This is a genomic window from Neglectibacter sp. X4 (genome assembly GCF_009917365.1).
Taxonomy (GTDB): domain Bacteria; phylum Bacillota; class Clostridia; order Oscillospirales; family Acutalibacteraceae; genus Acutalibacter.
The window spans coordinates 41827-63204 of the sequence record NZ_QWLE01000011.1; the positions used below are offsets into that span (position 1 = coordinate 41827).

Genomic DNA, 21378 nt, shown 5'->3' on the forward strand with positions numbered 1-21378 from the left:
GTATGCTGTATATGTGTATGTCCGCAACTTATAATCCCCAGTGGTAAAAGTATTTTACTGCTGGGGATTTTTATGCCCTTTGGGGCTGTAAAGGGAGGACAATCACATGAAAATAATCAATATTGGAATTCTTGCCCATGTAGACGCTGGAAAGACGACCTTGACGGAGAGCCTGCTATATGCCAGCGGAGCCATTTCAGAACCGGGGAGCGTCGAAAAAGGGACAACGAGGACGGACACCATGTTTTTGGAGCGGCAGCGTGGGATTACCATTCAAGCGGCAGTCACTTCCTTCCAGTGGCACAGATGTAAAGTTAACATTGTGGATACGCCCGGCCACATGGATTTTTTGGCGGAGGTGTACCGCTCTTTGGCTGTTTTAGATGGGGCCATCTTGGTGATCTCCGCTAAAGATGGCGTGCAGGCCCAGACCCGTATTCTGTTCCATGCCCTGCGGAAAATGAACATTCCCACCGTTATCTTTATCAACAAGATCGACCAGGCTGGCGTTGATTTGCAGAGCGTGGTTCAGTCTGTTCGGGATAAGCTCTCCGCCGATATTATCATCAAGCAGACGGTGTCGCTGTCCCCGGAAATAGTCCTGGAGGAAAATACCGACATAGAAACATGGGATGCGGTCATCGAAAATAACGATGAATTATTGGAAAAGTATATCGCAGGAGAACCAATCAGCCGGGAAAAACTTGCGCGGGAGGAACAGCAGCGGGTTCAAGACGCCTCCCTGTTCCCAGTCTATCATGGCAGCGCCAAAAATGGCCTTGGCATTCAACCGTTGATGGATGCGGTGACAGGGCTGTTCCAACCGATTGGGGAACAGGGGGGCGCCGCCCTATGCGGCAGCGTTTTCAAGGTTGAGTACACCGATTGCGGCCAGCGGCGTGTCTATCTACGGTTATACAGCGGAACGCTGCGCCTGCGGGATACGGTGGCCCTGGCCGGGAGAGAAAAGCTGAAAATCACAGAGATGCGTATTCCATCCAAAGGGGAAATTGTTCGGACAGACACCGCTTATCAGGGTGAAATTGTTATCCTTCCCAGCGACAGCGTGAGGTTAAACGATGTATTAGGGGACCAAACCCGGCTCCCTCGTAAAAGGTGGCGCGAGGACCCCCTCCCCATGCTGCGGACGACGATTGCGCCGAAAACGGCAGCGCAAAGAGAACGGCTGCTGGACGCTCTTACGCAACTTGCGGATACTGACCCGCTTTTGCGTTGCGAAGTGGATTCCATCACCCATGAGATCATTCTTTCTTTTTTGGGCCGGGTGCAGTTGGAGGTTGTTTCCGCTTTGCTGTCGGAAAAATACAAGCTTGAAACAGTGGTAAAGGAACCCTCCGTCATTTATATGGAGCGGCCGCTCAAAGCAGCCAGCCACACCATCCATATCGAGGTGCCGCCCAACCCGTTTTGGGCATCCATAGGACTGTCTGTTACACCACTCTCGCTTGGCTCCGGTGTACAATACGAGAGCCGGGTTTCGCTGGGATACTTGAACCAGAGTTTTCAAAACGCTGTCAGGGATGGTATCCGTTACGGGCTGGAGCAGGGCTTGTTCGGCTGGAACGTAACGGACTGTAAGATTTGCTTTGAATACGGGCTTTATTACAGTCCGGTCAGCACGCCGGCGGACTTCCGCTCATTGGCCCCGATTGTATTGGAACAGGCATTGAAGGAATCGGGGACGCAGCTGCTGGAACCTTATCTCTCCTTCATCCTCTATGCGCCCCAGGAATACCTTTCCAGGGCTTATCATGATGCACCGAAATACTGTGCCACCATCGAAACGGCCCAGGTAAAAAAGGATGAAGTTGTCTTTACTGGCGAGATTCCCGCCCGCTGTATACAGGCATACCGTACTGATCTGGCCTTTTACACCAACGGGCGGAGCGTATGCCTTACAGAGCTGAAAGGATATCAGGCCGCTGTCGGTCAGCCGGTCATCCAGCCCCGCCGTCCAAACAGCCGCCTGGACAAGGTGCGCCATATGTTTCAGAAGGTAATGTAAAGATACATAATCGTCAAGACGGCAACAATCAGAAGTTATGGAGGGTAACAATGGAATATAGTAAGGAAGATTTAATGGAAGCAAAAAAGCAAATTTGGGGAGTGGGAGAGAACATGGGAACAGAGGAAAGTAAAAAAATCTGGGAGGAGAACGCACAATTTTGGGATAATGCAATGGGTGACGAATCTAATGAATTTCACAGAGAGGTAGTGCGTCCCAAAGTAACGGAACTTCTATCTCCTAATCCTGCGGATTACATTTTGGATATTGCGTGTGGCAATGGAAATTATTCTTCGTATCTTGCACAAAGAGGCGCTTCGGTTGTCGCTTTTGATTACAGCAAAAAAATGATAGAATTGGCTAAAAGACGGCAATCACAATATGCAAAACAAATTGAATTTTGTGTGGCGGATGCGACCGATAGAAAAAGTATATTAGAATTAAAAAGAAATCGAGCCTTTACGAAAGCAGTTTCTAATATGGCAATTATGGATATTACGGATATTGAACCACTTCTTATGGCTGTTTATGAACTGTTGCAGGAAAGCGGAATTTTTGTCTTTGCAACGCAACACCCTTGTTTTGTCACGTTGACTGAAAAATATATGACACCGCACAGTTACTATGATATAGCGATTGAAGGGCAACCGAAAGAGCAGATTTATTATCATCGTTCCATACAAGATATTTTTAACCTTTGTTTTAGAGCTGGATTTGTCATTGATGGATTTTATGAAGAATGTTTTAAAACCAACAAAGAAATTCCTATGGTAATGATAGTAAGGCTTAAGAAGGTAAAACGTGATAGCTTAAAATAAATTCAAGTTTGTCGGGTAAATAGCAAACCCAGCCGAGCCAGTCAACGGTCAAGATGAACGGCGCATATGCGCAGCCGTTGACAGCCCCGCCCGCCTTTGCTGGTAGGCAATCAAGGGGCGACAGCAAGAAGTGCCACCGCCCCGCACTATTATTCAGAAAGGGGAATTTCCATGACCGACCAGATAGCCTATCAAGAATATATCCAGCGCAGGTACAACGCCTTTTGCAAGACTGTTATCCGCTGTGCCGCCTTGGACAAGATTTTGAAGCTTAAACGGCAATGGGAACGGCAAGTTTCCCTTGACTATCTGATGAACGAGAAGTTTGTCCAGTTTGCCGCGTCGGAGCCGGACGAGGAATACCCATTTACCGTCTGCGGTCAGACCGTCCTGCTCTGCAACGCCGCCCTTGCCGACGCGATCTCTGTTTTGCCGGAGCAGACGCGGGAAGAAATCCTGCGCTATTACTTTCTGCGCCAGCCGCAGCGCGTGATCGGCGCGTGTATTGGCCGGTCACGCAGCACAGCGGGGCGGCATATCCAGCTTGCCTTGCAGCGGCTACGCGAAGAAATGGGGGTGAGCCGGTATGAGTAGACTTCTCCCCTATGAAACAATCCTCAAAGCCCGTGAGGGCGACCCAGAAGCCGTGAACGCTGTCCTGCTCCACTACGCCGGATATATCCGCTATTTCTCAAAAGTGAACGGGCAGGTCAACGCCGAGGTCGGGTTTGATGTGGTTTTCGATTGTGTTCCTATAACGAATGTAGGTTGACTCTTTTACCCCTAATCGTTTGGCGTGTAACCACGCATCCAGCCAATATTCATATTTTTCCTTATCTTTTGTTTTTTCCAAAGTACAGTTTACAAGGGACTACACAGGGTAGGTATCTGACGGGAGGGGTGCCGCCAGTCAGATTTTCCATGTGATGTTCAAGCTGTCGCTTGTGGCGGCTATGGTGGTGATCATCAAATCCACCACACGCCGCTTGTCATCAAAAGATACATTCTCCCAGGTATCGAGGTAGCCGGAAATCTGGCTGACCTGTTCCGGGCTGATGGCCTCCACAGTCAACTCCGCTATCCTTGCCAGAAGTTCCTGCTTGCGCCCGTCCAGTTCCGCTATCTTCACATTCACATAGGAGAACAGGACATTGTTTGCCCCCGTCAGACTGTCCACCAGCTTTTCAATCTCGCTGTCTACATGGGCAAGTTCCACTTGCAGGGCGGTGATTTTCGGGTTTGCCTTTGCCGCTTTCTTTTTTCCTGTCAGCGTCTTGTAGCTTGCCAGCTTCTTTACCATCTGCTGATAAACAACCGCTTCCAGTTCCGAAGTGATGATTTTCCCACAGCCAGGACAGCTTTTATTGTCCAGCCGTTTCGTGCAGCGGAGATACTGTTTGCCGGAGGGATTGTAGATACTCATAAGAGCATACCCGCAATTCCCGCACTTGATTTTTCCTGCCAGCCATGTGTGGGTGGCTTTCCGGGCAGACTGGATTTTCATGTTGTTCATCAGCTTCTTGCGGCAGGTCAGCCAGGTGTCGGAGGGGACGATACCCTCATGGGGAGCCAGTACCAGCATTTGGTCTTTTAAGTCGTTTTTCTTGCTGGCCTTTACATCTCGCCCTTGATACAGATAGCAGCCGTTCATGCCCGTAAAATCGGCAACGTCATTGACAATGACTGTACCTTGACTTTTGAAAAATTCGTACACATCAAGGTCTGCCTGCACATAGACAGGATTGCGTAACATCTGCGCCAGCGTGGGGCGTATCAGCTCTTTGCCATGGAACAAAATCCCCTGTTCGGCAAAGTACCGGGTAATGTCCCCGTAGGAAGTTGTGGGCTGGGCGTACATCTCAAACATCAGCCGGATATTGGCCGCTTCCTCCGGGTTTACCACCAGCTTCTTTGTGTTGATACCGTCCATCTTGATAGGCTCCGTATGGAAGCCGTAAGGGGCTTTCCCGCCCATCTTAAAGCCCCGCTGACTGCGGGAGTAGTAAGCGTCCGTTACCCGCTTCTGTATCGTTTCCCGTTCAAGCTGGGCGAACACGATACAGATATTCAGCATGGCCCGTCCCATCGGCGTGGAGGTATCAAACTTTTCCGTAGAGGACACAAACTCCACATTGTACTGCTGGAACAGCTCCATCATGTTGGCAAAGTCCAGAATGGAACGGCTGATACGGTCGAGCTTGTAAACCACGACCTTTGCAATCAAGCCCCGCTTGATGTCCCGCACCAGTTCTTGAAACTTCGGACGGTCTGTGTTCTTGCCGCTGTACCCTTTGTCTGTGTATTCCTTGCAGTTACCGCCTTTCAACTCGTATTTGCAAAATTCAATCTGGCTTTCAATGGAAATGCTGTCCTTTTTGTCTACCGATTGTCTTGCATAGATTGCGTCTATCCGATTGTTCATATTGTCGCTCCTTTTCTTAAAAAAGAAACGGAGCTGCTGACAGTTCTATTATACCGCCAGCAGCCCCGCAAATCAATGATGGGTTTGGAAAACCTTATGTCCCGGCTTCCTCACTCTCCCGCTTGTCGGCGTACTTGCGGAACACCTCATAAAGCTGCTGTTCCAGTTCCCGGCGTTTGGCTGCTTCCTGTTCCGGCGTGAACACCGGGGAGAGATTTTCCAGTGTGATTTCCTTTCCCTGAAAAGTCACGATTTCGATTTCCTTTTTGTATCTGATATTACTTATAAGATCACCTTTCCTTTCCATGCTGCCGCTGTTGCCGTTTCAGTTCCGCTAAAATCTCCGGCGGGATACGGTCAACCAGCCGCCGCATATCGTCCAGTTCGCTTTTTAACTTCGCCCGTTCCATCGTGTCATTCATCTTGCCTTTTTCGCTGGCCTTTGCCCTGACTTCCAGCTTTTCATTTTCCGCTAACAAGTCATTGATTGTGACCTTGTATTTTTTCAGTTGCCCGGAGAAGTTCTCCATCTGCGGAAACCACTTTTTCAGCATGGAGAGGGCTTCCTCTTTCTTCTTTCCGGCGTTCAGCGGGGTAATGCCGGAGAGAACCGCTTCAATGGCCCTCGCCTGTTTGGAGAGGTTGACCGCCTGTTTGAACAGCCGGGTGGGGATATGCTTCCGGCCCGTCTTGCTGGCGCTTTCCCCACGCTCCAGGTCGGGGTACTGCTCCACCATACAGGCGTGAAAATCGTCCTGCCACTTCGTCAGATTGGCCCGGTTGCCGATAATTTCTTTGGCGCACAGGCGGTTGTCCTTTGTCAGCGGCACAAAGACCAAGTGCAGATGGGGCGTTTTTTCATCCATGTGTACCATAGCCGAAACGATGTTCTCCCGGCCCACCCGGTCAATGAGGAAGTCCGCCGCCCTCTGGAAGTAGGCCGCTATCTCCTTTGGGGACTTGCCCTTGAAAAACTCCGGGCTGGCGGTAATCAGCGTGTCCACAAACCGAGTGCTGTCCTTGCGGGTGCGGCATCTGGCCTGCTCGATGCGGCTCTGAATGAAATGGTAGTAGCGGCCATCCGGCTTGACGATGTGGAAATTGTACTTGCTCCGGCTGGTGTCAATGTCCGGGTTGCTGGCGTACTGCTCCTTTTTCCGTTCATGGTGGGCTTCCAGCGGCCCCGCCGGGTGGCCCTTGTGCTTCTCAAATCGCAAAATTGCGTGTTGTGCCATTGAACTCCTTTCCCCATTCCATTCCTTTCCGGCGGGTTTTCCCGCCGAAAATATCTCTGATAGGATTGGAATGGAATGAATGTAAATAGATGGTTTTAATCTCTGTATTTCTATATACCGTCAGATTTCCGTACTTCAAGAGGATTGATTTTCGTACTCGCCAAGTACGGTTTTCAGCCCTCCGGCGTACCATAACCGGATTTCTTGAAGTCGGTGTTTGGAACCGCTTCATAGGATTTCGGGTAAATGCGGTTGGGTTTTCCACAGCCCTGTTTCTGGATTTCCACCAGCCCCGCATACTGCAACTCCCGCAGGGTGTTGACCGCTTTCTGCCGCCCGCAGCGGAGCAAAGCGACCACCTCGCAGATGGGGTAGTACAGGTAGACCCGCCCGTACTCGTCCGCCCAGCCGTTCTTCCGGGACAACTCCGCCCGGCGCAGGACAAAGGCATACAGCACCTTCGCTTCGTTGCTCAAGGGCTGGAATGTGGGTGCTTCAAAAAGGAAATTGGGGAGCCGGGTGAAACTGAACGCCTTTTCCGGCTGGTGAATATAAATCGTGTTTGTCATAGCGTGTTTTGTGGACGGTTAGAGGCCCGTTTTCCGGGGCGAATGATAAATGATACCAGCCGCCCCGGTTGAGGGCTTGCGGAGCCTTGCAAATCAAGGCTTTTCCCGCTCTTAACTGTCCACAGCAGACCTCCTTTTCCGTTCACTTTCTGTTTTCTGCCGCCTGTGAACTCTGGCGGCGCAGTCCGGGCAGTATTTGCCCCGGTTGGACTTCGGGACGAACACACCGCCGCACTCCGCACAGCGTTTCAAGTCCCTGTCCCGGTAAATCTCCGCTTCCAGCGTCCTGTCCAGCGGCAAGACCGCCCAGCGGAACCACTTGCAGCAGACGGAGAACGAAATCATCTGCGGACAGGCGCAGGTGTCGCCATCGTCCAGCGCAAGGCAGTTTCCGTCCTCGCAGTTGCAGCACTCCCGGCGTATCAGGCCGCTGGCTCGTCTCTTCTGGGGCGGGGTTATGCGGTAGGGGGAGCCGTCCGGCCTGTGTTCCAGCGGCGGCAGGTGTTGATAGGGTCTTTTGCTCATGCGTCCCTCCGTTTTCTTTGGCGTGTTCTGTTTCCAAGGTGCTTGTCCATCGATGAACTATCCCAAGTCTACACCTTTTTGACCGCCTGTGCCGTATATCCAAGAGGTAGGAAATCAGCCTGAAAAACTCCCTATTTCCACGCTCTCGGATTTGTGATATAATCAAAAAAAGATAAAAGACAAATTCAGGTTTCTGGTCTTCTTGCACAAAATAAAGGAGGAGCTATTATGCAAATTGTTTATATTCCAAGCGAATCAATGTCTGTTCAAGGTAAAAAAGATGAAATCTATAAAAGATATGGGAAAGACTGGAATATTAGAGAACAGGGAGGAGGTAACGGAAATTGGTTGTTGACCAGAAAAAGTGATGTGCTTGTAGATGGAAAAAGTTATCGTACTTTTGTACTTGAACACTACGGTAAATCCAAGCTGACAGCGAAGCTTGTTGATAAATTTCGTGAAGATGTAGCAAATGGTAAAATAAAACTGTAAATGCCTATGCCGTTATGCTATGAGCATAGTACATAGCATAACGGCTTCTCTTTCGTTGAGCTAGCAAGGAGGGTGAATATGTCTTTATCCATACAAGAGCGATTAAAAGACCTACGTGTGGAGCGTGGCTTGACGCTGGGGCAGCTTGCGGAGCAGACCGGGCTTTCCAAGTCTGCGCTGGGCAGTTACGAAACGGAAGACTTCAAGGACATCAGCCACTATGCCCTTATCCGGCTGGCGAAGTTTTACGGTGTGACCGCTGATTATCTGCTGGGGCTGTCTGAAATGAAAAATCACCCAAACGCCGATCTTGCAGACCTGCGTTTGAGTGATGAAATGATTGACCTGCTGAAAAGCGGGAGGATAGACAATACCCTGCTGTGTGAGCTGGCGGCGCACCCGGATTTCCCCCGGCTGATGGCTGACCTTGAAATCTATGTGAACGGAACGGCACTGAAACAGGCGCAGGGTGCAAACGCCATAGTGGACACGATGAGCGCAACTGTTATAAAAAAGCATAATCCTGGCATGAGTGATACGCAGTTAAGACAGCTTATCACCGCCCATATTGATGAGGACGAGTTTTGCCGCTATGTGATACAACGGGACATAAACGGGATTGCCCTTGCTCTGCGGGAAACACACAAGGACGATTTTTTCAGCGTCCCAGAGGATAACCCGCTAAAAGAAATGCTGGAAACTGCTGGTGAAATCGTCAGCCAGGACAGCGACACGGAACAAGCGTACTTGGCGTTTATCTGCAAACGGCTCAAGCTGAATTTTAGGAAGCTGTCAGTAGAAGAACGGAAGTGGCTGAAAAAGATTGCGGAAAAATCCGACTTGCTGAAGAATCCAAAACCGCAGAGAGGACGAAGATAAAAAATGCCTGAACGGCGGTTCTGGTTTTTCAGAACCACCATCCAGGCATTTTGTTTAGTAATAGAAAAAGGTGCAGTTGATTATTGCGTATTGTCAATCTCTCTCAAACCGGGTAGTAAAAATACGGCAAGCGCAACGATGATAATGCCAATTCCGCAAATGACAAACCATTTCTCAACTCCCAGCCGCTCCGCCAGAGGCCCGGAAATGACAAGGCCAAACGGCATGGCGAGGGAAGCGGCGCTTGTCAGTAGAGAAAAAACTCTCCCCAGATATTCTGGTTTGACCGTTTCTTGAAAAATCGCATTTTGCACACCGTAAAATGGAGCGGAAATTCCCATAACAGTACAGCACACAACAAAGACAAGAAATGCGTCTGGCGGCAAAAGCCCGGAGAGCATATTGCTAACGCCCATCAGGAGAACGGAAAGACCGATGGTGTACCGCCGTTTCTTAAAACCGCCCCAAATGCTCAGAATGACTCCGCCAAGCAGCATACCAACCGCAAAAGCAATTTCAGCGGCAGAGGCATGGGCCGGTGTTCCTTTGAAGTATGACATACAGATGAGAGGAAAAAGCGTACTGATTGGCATATAAAAGAACATATAAATTACACCAATCCAGAGCAGAGCAAAGAGGCCCCTGTTTTGCTTTAATACCACATACCCCTCTTTCATATCCTGTAAAAACTGTTGTCTTTTCGTTTCTGGACATAGTTCAGGCGTTGGTATGGACGAAATCGCAACAGTCACACAGGCAAGGATTGCACCCACAATATCTAACAATATAATTGCATTAAGAGGCCAAACAGCATATAAAAACGCTGCGGCAGCTGGACTGATAATCGCACTTACTGCTTGCATGGTCTGCGTGTAACCAGCGCATTTTGTAAGTTCCTCTTTTGGCACAATCATAGGTGTTGCTGCGCTGAATGCTGGAGAATGAAAAGCAGTTCCCGCACTTCGGATTAACAGGACAACCATAATAGACCATACGGGCAATTCCATGTAAAACGCCACCAGCGCCAGAATACCGCCAGCGGCGGCAATTATCAAATCCGCACCAATCATTACGCTTTTACGGCTGTGCCGGTCAACAAAAGCACCTGCAAACGGGCCTAAACAGGCTTGCGGCAAAAATCCAATCAGTGTTGCCGCCGTCAATATGATTGCAGAATTAGTTTTCGCAACCAAATAAAAGATAATGGCCATTTGCAAAATACCGCTGCTAATAAAGGATATTGCTTGTCCGGCAAGAAGTGTAAAATAAGTTTTTCTCCATGAATTGTTGTTTTGGGTCATAATGCGAACCTCCTTTTTTATTGCATTGTTCCTTTGTTTCTGCAATAAAAAGCAGGCGTTGTCCCACAGAGAGGGCAGACGCCTGCATAACAACAAAGCACGAAAAAACACCACGATACAGTTCAAAGACTGCTCGTGTCAAACCTACGTGTTCCTTTGCATACGCACGCAAAAAAAGCCCACCATCATGTGGAAAGGTACTTCTACTTTTTATTGCTTATTAGCGTACACAAATTAACACACGTAAGCCTCCTTCCAATCTCAAACTGTCGCACAGTATAACACACATCCGATAGACTTGTCAACCATTTTTAACCTTGTTTTCCATCTTGTTTTTCCATCTCTTACGGGCAGTAGCAAAGCCAGGCGAGCCAGTCAACGGTCAAGATGAACGGCGCTTTCAGCGCCGCCGTTGACAGTCTCGCCCGTCTTTGCTAATGGGTAATCAAGGCGGGAAAGCCATTTTAGGGCTTTCCCGCCCATTTCAATTTTGGGAGAAGAAAGGCCCCAAAATGAACGAGTGCGGCCAAACACTTTTAGGGATTGGCCACCTTGTCCACCCATCCAGCGGGGCGGCGGGGAACGGTCAAGGCCGGGCGTCAGCCCATTCATTTCAGCCTTGACGGTTTCCTGCCGTCCTGCTACTTTTCCCGGAGTGTGGCCACACATCTGGTCACGGTGTCCAGAGCTTTGGGACTTTTTGTCCCATAGGCCGGGGGCGGAGGACGAGGGACGGGGGCTTTCATAATACGCCCTGTCTGCTGCTGAAATCAGCCCTTTGTTTCCGGCTTACCAGCCCCAAACAAAGCCCTGCTTTCCTGCCGCGTCAAATGCCCTTGCCCTCCCCGGCGGCAACGGTATTTTCAGGGCAACGCCGACAGAGCGTATAACACACTACACTTTGCTCCGCAAAGTCGTGTGCCAAATGGGGCGCTGCCCCCTTTGGAAACCCCCGCAACAAACAGGTGCTATGCACCCAGCCGGGAGCATAGCGCCGTTTGTTGTCAGCAGCCCGTTTCACGGTCTGCGTGTAGTTCCTTGTAAACTGACCTAAATCACTTGATAAATCAGCATAGTTCTGAGCTTTGAGAAGTTTCGCTTTTACTTCGGTATAGGTAGGTGCGTATAGGTATTTATATTTTGCCTTTCCGTTTCCGTCATAGGAATCAATATACCTTGCTTCCCATCTACCATCTTTCCTTTTATAAATGTTTTCACCTGTTCTCGACATTGCTTTATATCCTTTCTAATTACTATTGGCTGACGGACAATGTGACTGAAAATAGCTTTTCTATGCAGCCAAGCACTCTGTTTTTTTGCTTTAAGAACTAAAACAAAGTTCTTTTTCGACATTTTTCAGGTATTTTCGTTTGACACCTTGACAAATCCGACAACACTATGTATAATTATATTAGGTTTTTCGAGAAAATTCTGCTTTCGTCAAGGAGAATACTCTACGAAATAAATGGGTGTTTGACAGATGCTTTCGGCATCTGTTTTTTTATTTGTTTCTTTCAAGCGTTTCAGCACTTTCTGCCATTTTAACTATTTCTTCATCCGGGACTGCTTCGGGGCTATACTCTAAAACATAACTTATTTCTGGTGTGTCAGTCCAGCAAAGATATGAATGTTCATCGAACTCATAGAGTGCTGCATCCCAATTTTTAATTTTCATTTCTTTGCAACGGTTCGCACTATCAGGATTTATCAAAACGCCAAGAGCATCCACATTTAATCCTGTGATTTCTGAAGGATCTGCCTCGTAGTATGTAGTTTTCAAAATATGATAGTTGATTTCGTTGCCTTCTTTATCGGCGTATTTTAGAGTACCCGCAACAACTGTTTCTGTCTGCTTTTTAACATCATCACCAAGCACTTCTTTAATCGCTGATTCTATGCGAATTATCATATCTTGGAGTGTGTCCTTCTCCTTCACCAAAGCTCCGATAGCAAAAGCAACTCCCAAAACAATAATTACTGCAATCAATGATATTATCAGCTTCTTTTTCATCGTGTTCCTCCCTTTGCAGATCACAAGCAGTCTGCAATATTGAAAACGGTCAAACCGTGTTTAGCAGCATAATCTACCGTATACGCCGTTCCTCCTTTACTTTCAGTCAAGTATGCTATACAAGCCGAACTATTATCTACAAGATGACGGTTGCGTTTGTGCATACAACCTCTCGTGTATTCTTCCGATGTATAAACAACCTTATCAGCTTGCTCTTTGATATTCTCATATATCTTTACATCTTCACTTGCCCAACCTCTTGTTTGGAATCGGCAAGGTAAAACAAGAATAAGGCGAATATCAGGATAGTGTTCCTTTAATTTCAAAACTGCGAGAGCTGCGATGGTATCAAAACCTAACGCTCCTCCTGCACCAAAGTATAGATAACCCTTCTTTATAAGCCGTTCAACCATTTCTTCAGTCTTGTCGAAAATAAGTTGATAATCTCCCAAAGGAATATCTCTGTGTCCGGTAAAGCAACAAGTTTTCTGTTTCACACTCTCACTCCAAAAATATCGCTATTAGCGTATAACTAACGATAATGGCATTAGTATATCACAATATCGTCAAAAATGATAGGTTTTTCGGCAAAAAAATAAGCCTGCGAAAAATCGCAGGCTCAAACACGCAAAATTTACTTTATGGTCTGTTGAATAAAGGCATCAAGAATAGCAAACGCCTTTTCTTGTTCCTCCGGCGGTAATGCTTCAAGACGCTCTGATAAGCGTGAACTCTTGACCTTGTAGCCAAAGTCAATAACATCAGAGAACACATCATCTGCTGAACATTCCAAAGCATTTATAATGGCAACTAATTTATCCAAGCGAGCAGAGCTTTTTCCTCTTTCAATATCCGATAAATAGTTAGTAGACAACCCGATTACTTCAGCGAACTGCTGCTGAGTATAGCCTTTTGCTTGTCTTATCTTTTGAATACGTTTGCCGATTATCTGTTCAACGCTCTTTTCGTTTTGCACACATTCCACCTCCAATCAAACTAAAGTCGTAACAGCTAATGCTGATAGTATTAGTATACTTGGTAGATATGACATAATACACAAGACGACGGCGAAGCACTAACGATGATATACTGAATTTCATAAAATATTTACGATATTTTCGTTGCTTATTCGCTATAAGCGTTATTTTTGAGCAAAAAAAGAAGTTACCCCCAACCAAAGTTCCGTAGTTTTTCCGCAGTGCGTCCGCCGTGCTTTTCGCAAGGTTTGTTCGGTTATCTACAATATTCAGTAAGATACCGTCAATCTTCAGGTTCGGATTGATATGCTGTTTGACCTTCCCGATGGTCTGCATAAGCTGTGTCATTCCTTTTGCGGGAAGATACTGAGCCTGAACGGGAATAATTACGCTGTCTGCCGCCGCTAAAGCGTTCAGAGTTACCATACCGAGGGAAGGCATACAGTCGATCAGGATATATTCATAATCGTTCTTTACCTTATTCAGATAGGTTCTCAAAACAGTTTCACGGCTCATAGTCGTTACAAGCATCATTTCCATTGCGGACAGTTCAAGGTTTGCGGGAAGCAAATCAACATTTTCCTCGTGATGCAAAATACCGAAATGCGGGTTTCCGTTTTCTTCACGCATTATCTCGGACAACTTATTAGTAATGGTAGTCGGCAGACTGTCATTATCTTTCCATCCGAGGCAAGTCGTGAGGTCGCCCTGCGGATCGGCGTCTACAAGGAGTACCTTTTTACCTTGCTTTGCAAGTCCTATCCCTAAATTGACCGTTGTGGTCGTTTTGCCTGTGCCGCCCTTCTGATTGCAGATAGCAATGGTTTTACAGTTTGGCATTGGCTTTCCTCCTTTCCATAGATTTATAGCCGGCTGTGTTCAGACGGCTATGTATCAACGCAGTATTTGTTTTCAACACCCCCTGCGTAAAGCTGTTGCTTTGTGTGGGAAGCACATCGGTCACAGTTTGCGAAACCGTGTCATAGGAATTTCACCTCTGCCGGGTTATCCGCCAGCTCCGTAGAGAAGTATCATTATCATTCTGACTGTCATCGCCGTATCAGGTGCAGCCTGACGCTTTTACCGGGGATTCTCGCTCGCTCTATTATCAGAGGTCTTGGCGTACCCGATAAGGTGGCTCATCATCAGAACTAAAGTCCGATGTGCCTATATATTCAGTTGTCAAGGAACAGCGAAAGAGTTGCTCCTAATCGGAGTTAAGAAATAACCCTTTCACTAATTCCCACTGGGAGAAACCAATCGGCAAGGCAAAATAAAAAATTTTTTTGAAAAAATAAAAAAAGCCACCTGATCCTGAATAGGAAAAGGTGGCTGAATGAAAACACCGTATCGTAACTGAACGACACGGTGCAACTTGAATTACTTATTCGATTTGATATTTTCCTTATATATAGAGAATTTGAAAGTTTCTATTTTTCGCTTTCCTTACTTTCATAATGACTTCATCAACACCATCGGTATATTTGCCAAGCCGGATAAGCGAATTGCGTTTGTTTATAAGAGAAGAAATGATTTCTGCATATTCACGGTCATTGAGAGCGATGTAATACTTTTTGTTTTTCATAAGTGTAACCTCCTACGTTGATTATATAATAATCCGGTCATTTTGAAAAATGTGCGTGGCAGGGAAACCCTAACACATAATAAAAAGGGGATAAAAAGGTACAGGGTAAAACAAGTTCGAACTGTTATGAGCACTCTTTTCAATTAGCAGGATTTTTAGCACGATTTTTTGAGCGATTAGCAGGAAAGCGATTTTGATTAGCAAAAATCGAAAATTCCTGCTAATTATATTAGCAAGCTAATTGAGGGTAATGGTAATATGAACACGAAAAACATGAGCAAAAAACAGCCTTAATTCGTCATCTGTGCAAAAACACAGGCATACAAAAAATAAAGCCGAAAACCTTGTAAAATCAAGGCTTTCGGCGTTGTTTGTGGCGTCGCTAAGAGGATTCGAACCTCCGGCCTACCGCTTAGGAGGCGGTCGCTCTATCCGGCTGAGCTATAGCGACATTTATCGGAAATTTTTTGCTGCCTTCCCAGGATAGCACACCTCTCTTCCTGTCCTACACCGGGTAAGCACTTTTTGAGACGCAACAAATACGCATAATATTTTACAATATGTTGGATGGTTTGTCAATACGAGTCCCAAAAGAAATCCGGGCAATGTCTGTGTTTTTTCATATGCCGCGTCCTTTTTTCTCTGAACAGTGCTTTGGAGAAAGTGTTGCGCATCCTCCCGTCGGCGCAGGGGAATATAGTAAACGCGCTTGAAAACCGGTATAGCCCGCTTTTCAAGCATGCGGCAGTGCCGCTGGTTCAAAAAAGGCTGCTGCCTCTTTTGAACTGCGTTCACTCTAACACAGGCATTGCCCCCGGCCTGAAAAGGATTGCGCTTTCCCGGCGGATATGGTACAATAGCCGTATACAGTTGGCACGCAGGAGGTACATATGAAACAACAAGGACGCAGGCAGTTTCAGCCCCGCAGGCTTGGCCCGGTGGCCGGGCTGCTGGTGCTGGCAGTGCTGTTTATCCTCTCCAGCCGCATGGGGCCTATGGGCCAGGACGCCCCGGAGGATATCACCTCCATCCCTCTGCCGGAGAGCGCGGCGGAAGGGACGCAGGGGCTTGAGGTCTATTTCCTGGATGTGGGCCAGGGGGACAGCCAGCTTATCCGCATTCCGGGGGAGGGCGGATACTTCGATGTGCTTATTGATACAGGGGAGTATGGGTATGCCGACGGCCTGACAGACTATCTGCGGGATCTGGGGGTTTCGGAGATAGACGCCCTGGTGTGCAGCCATCCCCACACGGACCACATGGGCTGCATGGCCCGGATTGTAGAGCGGTTTGACATTGGCAGCCTGTACATGCCCCAACTGCCCGAGGATCAGACGCCCACCACCCGGGCCTATGAAAAGCTTCTGGACGCGGCGGCGGACAAGGATCTCACCGTTATCCGCCTGCATGAGGACGCTTTGATGGAGTCCCCTGCCGGGGCGCAGTTCCAGGTAATGGCCCCCCGGATGGATGCGGACTGGGAAGGGGCCAACAACTACTCCGCCGTCATACGGCTGGTGTATGGGGAGACGTCCTTCCTGTTTACCGGGGACGCGGAATCGGAAAGCGAAAAGACAATCCTGGAGGACGGCTATGGGGTAAGCACAGATGTGCTCAAGTGCGGCCACCATGGCTCCTCCAGCTCCACCACCAGGGCGTTCCTGGATGCGGTGGATCCCCTGTATGCAGTGATAAGCTGCGGAGAGGGCAATTCCTACGGGCACCCCCACAGGGAAACCCTCCAGAGCCTGCAAAAACGGGACATCCCTGTATACCGCACGGACAAAGACGGCACCATACTGGCAAAATCGGACGGGAAGAACATAACCTTTGAAACCGGACTGCCCAGCGTGCCGGGGAAGGACGACTAATCTAAAGGAGAGATGGCCATGCTGACGGAAAAGAAACGGGAATTTATCGCATTCATGCTGTCTGCGGAGGTGCTGCGCTTTGGGAACTTTGTCACCAAAAGCGGGCGGAACACCCAGTATTTTGTGAACACTGGAAACTATAAGACCGGGGCGCAGCTTTCCCGCCTGGGAAGCTATTATGCCGGGCTGGTGGCGGACGTCACCGGCGGGGACTTCGACGCCATGTTCGGCCCGGCCTATAAGGGCATTCCCCTGGCTTCGGCCTGCGCCATTGCCCTGTACCGGGAGCACAACATTGACAAGCCCTATTTCTTCAACCGCAAAGAGGTGAAGGATCATGGGGAGGGCGGCGCTACTGTGGGCTACAAGCCCCAGGACGGGGACAGGATCCTCATTATTGAGGACGTTATCACCGCCGGGACTGCCCTGCGGGAGTCCATCCCCCTTCTGAAGGCCTGCGCCGACGTGGCCATCCCCCACATGTTCATCAGCGTAGACCGCTGCGAGGTGGGCCGCACCCCTGGCAAAACCGCTATTATGGAGGTGGAGGAGGAGTTCGGCATCAAAGTCCATCCCATTGTGACTGTGGCGGACATCCATGCATACCTGCAGGAGCAGGACACCTCCCCGGCCCTCCTCAAGGCCATGGAGGGCTATATGGAGCAATACTGCATCCTGCCCTGACCGCCGCCCCCATTCTAAGAATCCCCCCGCCGCAGGCACGCGCCTGCGGCGGGGGGATTTTTCAAAGGCGGCTTTGTCACCACAGCAACTGGCCCAGGCCATCCAGATCCCACTGGCTCATAGAGGCCAGGGGCGCGTCTAAAAGGGACTTCTGCATATCCCACAAAAGGGAGCCTGCTTCCCCTGTGTCCCGGACAGCCTGGTACTGGCTGGCGCCATATGCCTGATCCAACTGGCTGTACAGCGCGCTGTAGGCCCGCTGTATGTGGGTGATCCGCTGCTTCCCGGCGGCAAGGGCCTTCACAGCGGCCTGGGCTGCTTCCCGGGTGGAGATGTCCAGCGCATCCAGACCCAAAGCCTGCAAGGGAGGATGGGACAGGGGCTTGCCAGGCACCGCGTCTCCGCCAGGGCGGGCTTTGGCAGCGTCCCCCCTGCCCGCAGCCGTAACCCTGCCGCCGCGAATCATAATGGAGGCGGTCTGCTGCTTTCCCACGCCGCTGTCCCGACCAATGCCCGCGCTGCCGGCGCTGCCTGTGGCGGTAAGGGCGCCGGCAGGGCCGTCGCCGCCTTTTACCCGGTCAATGCACAGGGAGGTGCCATCCCCCAGGGAGATGCCTGCGCAGCCTGGGCCGCTTTCAAAGATGTTGTGGGTGCCGTCGGGCAGCAGGAGCGTCACCTGGTTGCCCCGGCCCAGGCTGAAGGCCCGCCCGGAGGCCACCCGGCACTCCACCTCGTCCAGGGTAAGGGATACAGCGCCGATGCCGTCTGCCAGGGCCAGCCTGCCGCTGAAAGGCTGCTGGTTCAGGTCTGTGCCCGCCCCGCCGGATATGGCGTCCACCTGGCTGGTAAGCACCCGCAAAGTGCAGCTTTCCTCTTCATAGCGCCAGTCTGTGTCGGCGTCGCCCCCGGTGACAGTAAAGGGGTTGGGATACAGGGGGGCCTGCTGGTAAGCGCTTTCCCGCTGGCTCCACAGCAGGTATACATACCGGGTGCGCAGCCGCCCGGCCTCGTCCCGGCCCTGCAGGAGTACGCTGTGGGCGGGATAGCCATGGGAAGGGTCTGGCTTTGGCAGCCAGAGGCGGGCCATCTCCTGCCTGCCGCCCTTTGTCCAGGAAAGGGGCGCCTGCCTGCCGTCTACCGTTAGGGAGGTCAAGGCGCTCCAGCCCGGCACCAAAGCCTTCCACAGCAGATCAAAGGGCTTCACAGCCTCTCCCTGGGGGGTGTAAACCGGCATGGGCCTTGCCCCCAGCAGGAAGGAGGCGCTGTCCAGCACAACGGGGACAGGCTGCCCCTCCGGGCTTTCTTCCTGCACCGCGGCGGCACATCCCAGCAGGCGCAGAGCGCTGCCTGCCCCGCCCTGCAAAGAGCGAATCCGCACCACTCCCTCCCCCTCCAGGGTAAGGGATGTGCCAGCGCCCAGCCGCACCTGGCCCAGGGCGCCGCCCCCCTGGCTTTGAAGCCGCGCCTGGGGTGTTTGGACGGTTAGCTGCGGAATGGACGCCCCCCGCAGAACCACCATCCCCGGGCCTGCAAGGCGCAGGGCGGGGGCCTGGCCGCCAGTCCCCTGCAGGAGCAGGGGCATGTCCCCGGCTGCTGTAAGCACGCCTGTTTGGGGGTCAAAGGAAACGCCGGAAAGGGTGGCGCCCACAGCCCGAACCCCCGCCGCTTCCAGGGACTCCCCCTGAAAGGCAGGGGGCTGGCTTTGGGCTTCCGGCTGGCCCGCCTCCCCAGGCAGGGGGAAGGGCTGCGTAAGCAGGCTGTCTCCACCCGCGCCCAGGGGAAGATCTGTCTCCAGGCCCTCCAGGGAGGCCAGCAGGTTTAACAGCAGGGAAAGGCCGTCCCCGCTGCCGCCGCCAGGCAGCAGGAGGGCAGGGGGTATGCCGGGATCGGCGGCCCCGCCCTCTGCCGGCAGCAGCAGATCCGTTAAAAAGGACTGAAGGCCCGGGGCCGCACCTGTGGTGAACTGCTCCTGGAAGTCGGCAAGGCTGGTGAATCTGCCTCCTGTCAGGCTCTCAACAGCCTGATCCGGCGAAGCGCCTTTTGCTATGGCCTCTAAAAGCTTTTGCAGGCCCTCTGCCGCCAGGGCTGGATCCAGGGCCTCTTGGGAGCCGCCCCCGGCAATGACAGAGCCTAAGTAAAGGGAAGCCAGACAGCCCGCGGCAGAGCTGTCCTCCAAAGAAAGCCTGCTCAGGGCCTCCAGGACTTCCCGGCCAGTGGCAGCGGCATCCAGGCCCAGGGCCGCCAGAAGCGTTTCCTTGTCCGGCGGGGCGGAAGCCATGCCCCCCAGCAGCCAGCCGGGCAGGCTTGCCGCGTTTTCCCCTTCCCCCGGGAGAGGCGCGTCCGCCTGGAAGAACCCCGCGTCTACAGCGCTGCGGATCACCCGGTCTACCTGCTTGGAAAGCTCCTCCAATTGGGCCTGCAGGGCGTCGGAGTCCTCCGCTGTTCCCCCGGCGGCCTTCTGGGCCAGGCTTTCCATGCGGCTTAAGGCGTCCCGGACCTCCGCCAGGGCGGCTTCCCCGCCCAGCAGGCCCCGCTTTGCCTGCTGCACCTGGCCTGCCGACTGGCTGATACGGGCCGCCAACTGCCGCAGGGTGTCGGAAACCGCCACGCCCGGCTTTGTGCCCGCCTGCCGCACAGAGGCAGAGCCTGCCTGCTTTTCCGTTTTTGCCGTCCCTTCATAGCGGGGCGGCGCAAAGCCCCTGTTCCTGCGCACTCTCAATTCTCCCATCCGCTGCTCCTCCTTCCAGCAATGCCTATAATCCTATAACATAGATATCGTCCCGCTGGCAGGAAAAATAAGCATAAGCCCGGGATGGCTTGACCCAGGGAAACCGCCGCCGCAAACACAGCGCGGAAATGTCAAGAGTAAATGCGAAAAAATTTGAAATATTTTTTTCATAGGGCGGCGACGGCTTCACGGAAGAGCATTTCAGACGTTTTCCAACCTAAAATTTTACGTGGATAGTTGGCAATCCAGCTTTCCGCGCGCTTGACTTCTGCGGCGGTCACTTTCCCGAAGTCCGTTCCTTTCGGGAAGTGCCGCCGTATCATTTTGTTTTCGTTCTCATTGCTTCCCCGCTCGTAACTGCTGTATGGGTGACAATAGTAAACCTTTGTGCGCTTTCCCATCGTCAGCGCGGAACGTTCCAGCCGTTCCACGTCCGCGAATTCCCCGCCGTTGTCAACGGTGATCGTGCGGAAAATCAACCGGAAGAGGCGCGAACCGAAACGCCTTTCTATGCGATCAAGAGCGGCAACCACGCTGTCAGCCGTCCGATCCGGCATTAGCTCCATAATGGGAAGACGGCTTTTCCGTTCGGTCAGCACAAGAAGGGTTTTCTTTGAACTCTTCTTTTTTGAATAAACGGTGTCCATTTCCCAATGTCCCACATCTTCCCGCGCGTCCACTTCGGCGGGGCGTTTCTCTATGCTTTCACCTTTCGGCGCGCGCTTCACTGTTTTAACTGTGTGATATGGCCGCTTGCGTTTCGGTTTTTCCGGCAAGTCCGCGTTCGTCAGGCGAAGGAATACGCCCTTTGTTATGTAGTTGTAAAATGTGCCTACACAAATAGACGTTGAAAACATCTTCCCTTCAATCTCAATGGACGCAAGAGCGGCGGCGGGGGAATAACCTTCTTCCACCACCTTCTTTTCCAGATATTCCGCAAGGGCGCGATCGTTCCCTATTTTCAGGTCTGCGCCCTTCTTCGATAGGTTTTCACGGTAACGCCTATGTGCTTCGTCCGGATTATAGCGATCCACTTCCACAAGATCAGTTGTCAACTGCTTCATGCGTGCGCGGTTCTTTTCCCGATATATGGTGCTAACGTGTACGTGCAATCTATCCGCGATTGTCTGCGGCTTTTCCCCGGCCAGCAATGCGGCTTCCAGCTTGTAACGGTCTGTTTTTGTTAAATGGCTGAAACAGTGTCCCATGTTGTAAACCTCCATAAAACAGAAAAAAGGGGGCGGTTTCCCGCCCC

At 51.1% G+C, this 21378-nt stretch carries 22 protein-coding genes, 1 tRNA gene and 1 pseudogene; 8 read left to right on the forward strand and 16 right to left on the reverse strand.

The genetic code is table 11. The features are described 5' to 3' along the window. Positions 1-106 precede the first annotated feature (106 nt). The 4 genes from tet(W) to D1841_RS06930 all read left to right on the forward strand — a co-directional run bounded on the left by tet(W) (position 107) and on the right by D1841_RS06930 (position 3616). Positions 107-2026, forward strand: coding sequence for a tetracycline resistance ribosomal protection protein Tet(W) (gene tet(W) / locus D1841_RS06910; protein WP_160642508.1), 1920 nt, complete (start codon positions 107-109; stop codon positions 2024-2026). Between the two features lie 50 nt (positions 2027-2076). Continuing rightward, positions 2077-2844 carry a class I SAM-dependent methyltransferase gene (locus D1841_RS06915; RefSeq protein WP_002586626.1) on the forward strand — a complete coding sequence of 256 codons (768 nt, stop codon included), beginning with the start codon at positions 2077-2079 and terminating at the stop codon, positions 2842-2844. A 171-nt stretch (positions 2845-3015) separates the two neighbouring features. After that, complete coding sequence (locus D1841_RS06925) at positions 3016-3438, forward strand: sigma-70 family RNA polymerase sigma factor (protein ID WP_002586616.1); 423 nt, start codon at positions 3016-3018, stop codon at positions 3436-3438. Continuing rightward, a complete protein-coding gene (locus tag D1841_RS06930; RefSeq protein WP_160642509.1) occupies positions 3431-3616 on the forward strand; it encodes a helix-turn-helix domain-containing protein in 186 nt (61 codons plus the stop codon). Before D1841_RS06925 ends, D1841_RS06930 begins: the two co-directional genes overlap by 8 nt. Here the strand turns inward: D1841_RS06930 and D1841_RS19775 are convergent. The 6 genes and pseudogenes from D1841_RS19775 to D1841_RS06960 all read right to left on the reverse strand — a co-directional run. Next, positions 3611-3697: pseudogene (locus tag D1841_RS19775) on the reverse strand (hypothetical protein); the annotation flags it as partial. The gene D1841_RS06930 and the pseudogene D1841_RS19775 overlap by 6 nt on opposite strands. Positions 3698-3754: 57 nt before the next feature. After that, the gene (locus D1841_RS06935) at positions 3755-5266 is read right to left on the reverse strand and encodes a recombinase family protein (RefSeq protein ID WP_002575864.1); all 1512 of its coding nucleotides are present in this window, start codon (positions 5264-5266) and stop codon (positions 3755-3757) included. A 94-nt stretch (positions 5267-5360) separates the two neighbouring features. Next, positions 5361-5573, reverse strand: a complete 213-nt coding sequence (locus D1841_RS06940; protein ID WP_002584948.1) for a hypothetical protein — start codon at positions 5571-5573, stop codon at positions 5361-5363. Beyond that, positions 5557-6501, reverse strand: coding sequence for a MobV family relaxase (gene mobV / locus D1841_RS06945; protein WP_002575862.1), 945 nt, complete (start codon positions 6499-6501; stop codon positions 5557-5559). Before mobV ends, D1841_RS06940 begins: the two co-directional genes overlap by 17 nt. Positions 6502-6674: 173 nt before the next feature. Next, entirely contained in the window at positions 6675-7070 is a 396-nt protein-coding gene (locus D1841_RS06955; RefSeq protein ID WP_002575861.1) for a replication initiator protein A, read from the reverse strand. 111 nt (positions 7071-7181) lie between these two features. After that, the gene (locus D1841_RS06960) at positions 7182-7595 is read right to left on the reverse strand and encodes a cysteine-rich VLP domain-containing protein (RefSeq protein WP_002575860.1); all 414 of its coding nucleotides are present in this window, start codon (positions 7593-7595) and stop codon (positions 7182-7184) included. Positions 7596-7823: 228 nt separating this feature from the next. Between D1841_RS06960 and D1841_RS06965 the strand changes: the two genes are divergently transcribed. Both D1841_RS06965 and D1841_RS06970 read left to right on the forward strand, forming a co-directional pair. Then, positions 7824-8087, forward strand: a complete 264-nt coding sequence (locus D1841_RS06965) for a hypothetical protein (RefSeq protein ID WP_002575859.1) — start codon at positions 7824-7826, stop codon at positions 8085-8087. Positions 8088-8165: 78 nt separating this feature from the next. Further along, a complete protein-coding gene (locus tag D1841_RS06970) occupies positions 8166-8966 on the forward strand; it encodes a helix-turn-helix domain-containing protein (protein WP_002575858.1) in 801 nt (266 codons plus the stop codon). A gap of 80 nt (positions 8967-9046) precedes the next feature. Here D1841_RS06970 and D1841_RS06975 read toward each other — a convergent pair whose 3' ends face one another. The 8 genes from D1841_RS06975 to D1841_RS07020 form a co-directional block, all read right to left on the reverse strand. After that, positions 9047-10267 carry an MFS transporter gene (locus D1841_RS06975; protein ID WP_002584949.1) on the reverse strand — a complete coding sequence of 407 codons (1221 nt, stop codon included), beginning with the start codon at positions 10265-10267 and terminating at the stop codon, positions 9047-9049. A gap of 826 nt (positions 10268-11093) precedes the next feature. Next, positions 11094-11498: a hypothetical protein gene (locus tag D1841_RS19780; RefSeq protein WP_160642510.1), complete on the reverse strand. Its 405-nt coding sequence runs from the start codon at positions 11496-11498 to the stop codon at positions 11094-11096. A 270-nt stretch (positions 11499-11768) separates the two neighbouring features. Beyond that, positions 11769-12278, reverse strand: coding sequence for a hypothetical protein (locus D1841_RS06995; protein WP_160642511.1), 510 nt, complete (start codon positions 12276-12278; stop codon positions 11769-11771). Between the two features lie 20 nt (positions 12279-12298). Then, positions 12299-12775 (reverse strand): SLOG family protein, encoded by a 477-nt coding sequence (locus tag D1841_RS07000; RefSeq protein WP_160642512.1) that lies wholly within the window; start codon positions 12773-12775, stop codon positions 12299-12301. 137 nt (positions 12776-12912) lie between these two features. Continuing rightward, positions 12913-13254, reverse strand: coding sequence for a helix-turn-helix domain-containing protein (locus D1841_RS07005; protein ID WP_117859362.1), 342 nt, complete (start codon positions 13252-13254; stop codon positions 12913-12915). After that, the gene (locus D1841_RS07010) at positions 13232-14095 is read right to left on the reverse strand and encodes a ParA family protein (protein ID WP_160642513.1); all 864 of its coding nucleotides are present in this window, start codon (positions 14093-14095) and stop codon (positions 13232-13234) included. Before D1841_RS07010 ends, D1841_RS07005 begins: the two co-directional genes overlap by 23 nt. A 565-nt stretch (positions 14096-14660) precedes the next feature. Beyond that, positions 14661-14840: a hypothetical protein gene (locus D1841_RS07015; protein ID WP_160642514.1), complete on the reverse strand. Its 180-nt coding sequence runs from the start codon at positions 14838-14840 to the stop codon at positions 14661-14663. Between the two features lie 374 nt (positions 14841-15214). After that, positions 15215-15291, reverse strand: a tRNA-Arg gene (locus tag D1841_RS07020). Positions 15292-15730: 439 nt separating this feature from the next. On the opposite strand from D1841_RS07020, the gene D1841_RS07025 reads away from it, so the two are divergent. Together D1841_RS07025 and pyrE are read left to right on the forward strand one after the other, a co-directional pair. After that, entirely contained in the window at positions 15731-16711 is a 981-nt protein-coding gene (locus D1841_RS07025; protein ID WP_160642515.1) for a ComEC/Rec2 family competence protein, read from the forward strand. Between the two features lie 18 nt (positions 16712-16729). After that, complete coding sequence (gene pyrE, locus D1841_RS07030) at positions 16730-17395, forward strand: orotate phosphoribosyltransferase (RefSeq protein ID WP_160642516.1); 666 nt, start codon at positions 16730-16732, stop codon at positions 17393-17395. 76 nt (positions 17396-17471) lie between these two features. On the opposite strand, the gene D1841_RS07035 is transcribed toward pyrE, so the two are convergent. After that, positions 17472-20123 (reverse strand): hypothetical protein, encoded by a 2652-nt coding sequence (locus D1841_RS07035; protein WP_160642517.1) that lies wholly within the window; start codon positions 20121-20123, stop codon positions 17472-17474. A 167-nt stretch (positions 20124-20290) separates the two neighbouring features. Further along, positions 20291-21331 carry an IS30 family transposase gene (locus D1841_RS07040; protein ID WP_161879936.1) on the reverse strand — a complete coding sequence of 347 codons (1041 nt, stop codon included), beginning with the start codon at positions 21329-21331 and terminating at the stop codon, positions 20291-20293. Positions 21332-21378 lie beyond the last annotated feature (47 nt).

Bases quoted from the DNA above. Each gene is read 5' to 3' on its own strand.
- D1841_RS06915 (WP_002586626.1), top strand. From the start codon at position 2,077: ATGGAATATAGTAAGGAAGATTTAATGGAAGCAAAAAAGCAAATTTGG.
- D1841_RS06925 (WP_002586616.1), top strand. From the start codon at position 3,016: ATGACCGACCAGATAGCCTATCAAGAATATATCCAGCGCAGGTACAAC.
- D1841_RS06930 (WP_160642509.1), top strand. From the start codon at position 3,431: ATGAGTAGACTTCTCCCCTATGAAACAATCCTCAAAGCCCGTGAGGGC.
- D1841_RS06935 (WP_002575864.1), bottom strand. From the start codon at position 5,266: ATGAACAATCGGATAGACGCAATCTATGCAAGACAATCGGTAGACAAA.
- D1841_RS06940 (WP_002584948.1), bottom strand. From the start codon at position 5,573: ATGGAAAGGAAAGGTGATCTTATAAGTAATATCAGATACAAAAAGGAA.
- mobV (WP_002575862.1), bottom strand. From the start codon at position 6,501: ATGGCACAACACGCAATTTTGCGATTTGAGAAGCACAAGGGCCACCCG.
- D1841_RS06955 (WP_002575861.1), bottom strand. From the start codon at position 7,070: ATGACAAACACGATTTATATTCACCAGCCGGAAAAGGCGTTCAGTTTC.
- D1841_RS06960 (WP_002575860.1), bottom strand. From the start codon at position 7,595: ATGAGCAAAAGACCCTATCAACACCTGCCGCCGCTGGAACACAGGCCG.
- D1841_RS06965 (WP_002575859.1), top strand. From the start codon at position 7,824: ATGCAAATTGTTTATATTCCAAGCGAATCAATGTCTGTTCAAGGTAAA.
- D1841_RS06970 (WP_002575858.1), top strand. From the start codon at position 8,166: ATGTCTTTATCCATACAAGAGCGATTAAAAGACCTACGTGTGGAGCGT.
- D1841_RS06975 (WP_002584949.1), bottom strand. From the start codon at position 10,267: ATGACCCAAAACAACAATTCATGGAGAAAAACTTATTTTACACTTCTT.
- D1841_RS19780 (WP_160642510.1), bottom strand. From the start codon at position 11,498: ATGTCGAGAACAGGTGAAAACATTTATAAAAGGAAAGATGGTAGATGG.
- D1841_RS06995 (WP_160642511.1), bottom strand. From the start codon at position 12,278: ATGAAAAAGAAGCTGATAATATCATTGATTGCAGTAATTATTGTTTTG.
- D1841_RS07010 (WP_160642513.1), bottom strand. From the start codon at position 14,095: ATGCCAAACTGTAAAACCATTGCTATCTGCAATCAGAAGGGCGGCACA.
- D1841_RS07015 (WP_160642514.1), bottom strand. From the start codon at position 14,840: ATGAAAAACAAAAAGTATTACATCGCTCTCAATGACCGTGAATATGCA.
- D1841_RS07025 (WP_160642515.1), top strand. From the start codon at position 15,731: ATGAAACAACAAGGACGCAGGCAGTTTCAGCCCCGCAGGCTTGGCCCG.
- pyrE (WP_160642516.1), top strand. From the start codon at position 16,730: ATGCTGACGGAAAAGAAACGGGAATTTATCGCATTCATGCTGTCTGCG.
- D1841_RS07035 (WP_160642517.1), bottom strand. From the start codon at position 20,123: ATGGGAGAATTGAGAGTGCGCAGGAACAGGGGCTTTGCGCCGCCCCGC.
- D1841_RS07040 (WP_161879936.1), bottom strand. From the start codon at position 21,331: ATGGGACACTGTTTCAGCCATTTAACAAAAACAGACCGTTACAAGCTG.